Annotated in this window: 1 protein-coding gene; it reads right to left on the bottom strand. The window is 73.9% G+C overall.

The annotated features are described in order from the left end of the window. On the bottom strand, nt 1-1439 hold a 1439-nt coding region (locus tag ACWF94_RS40425), incomplete at both ends, for a sensor histidine kinase (RefSeq protein ID WP_453500278.1).

Here is a 1439-nt window from a genome sequence, read left to right as displayed (position 1 = left end):
GGCCCGCAGCGCCCGGCGAGGGGCACTCATGGGGAGCTGGGAGCGGTCGGGGGACGGCACGGGCGCGGCGGGCACGGCGCCGGGGCGCCCGGTAGCGGGAGGCCGGGACAGGCCCCCGGCCCCGGGTGTGCTGTGGGCGGCTTCGGCCTCGGTGAGGGCGCTCTGCAGAAGGGAGGTCGGCAGCAGCACCACCGCGGTGGTTCCTCCGTACGGAGAGGTCCGCAACTGGACCTTGATACCGCAGCGGACGGACAGTCTGCTGACGACGAACAGGCCGAACCGCTCGCTGTCGAAGAGGTCGGGGGCCTCGGACTCCGACAGCCGCCGGTTGGCATCGGCGAGAGCCTTGCGGCCCATGCCCAGTCCCCGGTCCTCGATCTCCAGGACGTAGCCGTTGCCGACGGGTTCGCCGCTGACGCACACCCTGGTGTGCGGCGGTGAGAACTGCGCGGCGTTCTCGATGAGTTCGGCGAGGAGATGGGTGACGTCGGCGACGGCGGTGCCGGTGACGGCCGTTTCGGGCAGTTGCCGTACCTCTACGCGCGCGTAGTCCTCGATTTCGGAGACGGCGGCCCGTACGACGCTGGTGAGCGGGACGGGCCTGCGCCAGGCGCGGCCGGGCACCGCGCCGGAGAGGATGATCAGGCTCTCGGCGTGCCGCCGCATCCGGGTGGTGAGATGGTCGAGCCGGAAGAGGTCGCTCAGTTCGCCCGGGTCCTCGGCACGGCGCTCCATGGCGTCGAGCAGTGTGAGCTGACGGTGGACCAGGACCTGGCTGCGGCGGGCGAGACTGACGAAGACGCCCGAGATGCTGCCGGCGAGTTCGGCGCGTTCGACAGCCGCTCGCAGGGCGGCCCGGTGGACGGTGTCGAGCGCCTCGCGGACCTGCCCGATCTCGTCGTCGGCCGCTCGCCGCTGCGGGGCTTCGGACCGGATGTCGATCTCCCGGCCGGTGCGCAGCCGCCGCATGGCGTCCGGCAGCCGCTGCCGGGCGATGGTGAGCGCGCTGTTGCGGAGACCGGTCAGTTCGACGACGAGGCCACGCCCGATGCGTACGGAGATCACCAGGGAGACCACCACGGCGGCCAGGCCCAGCACGACGGCCGCGCCCGCGGGGGTGAACAGGCCCTCCTCGACGGGGTCGGCGCGGACGGCCGCGTCCCGCCGGGCCGCTGTCTCGATCGCGCGCATACCGTCGCCGACGGCCGTACGCACCGGGTCCCACTGCGTCGCGGGGACGATCCGCGCGGCTCGGCGGCCCGCCGGTGCGAGGAGAACGTTGTCCTCGGCCGCCCGGAGCCCGGTGTACGCGCTCCTTTCGGCGAGTTCTCGCCAGGCTCCCCGCTGGGGCTCCCGGAGATCGGCCGCGGCGGCGTCGGTGAGCGCCCTCCGGGTCGCCACGGCTCCGGCGAACTGCCGTTGCCGCTGGGGGGTGAGCC

The sequence above is a fragment of the Streptomyces sp. NPDC055078 genome, from assembly GCF_053607985.1.
The sequence above is the reverse complement of the archived record's forward strand: the minus strand, read 5'-3'. Positions and strand labels throughout refer to the sequence as shown.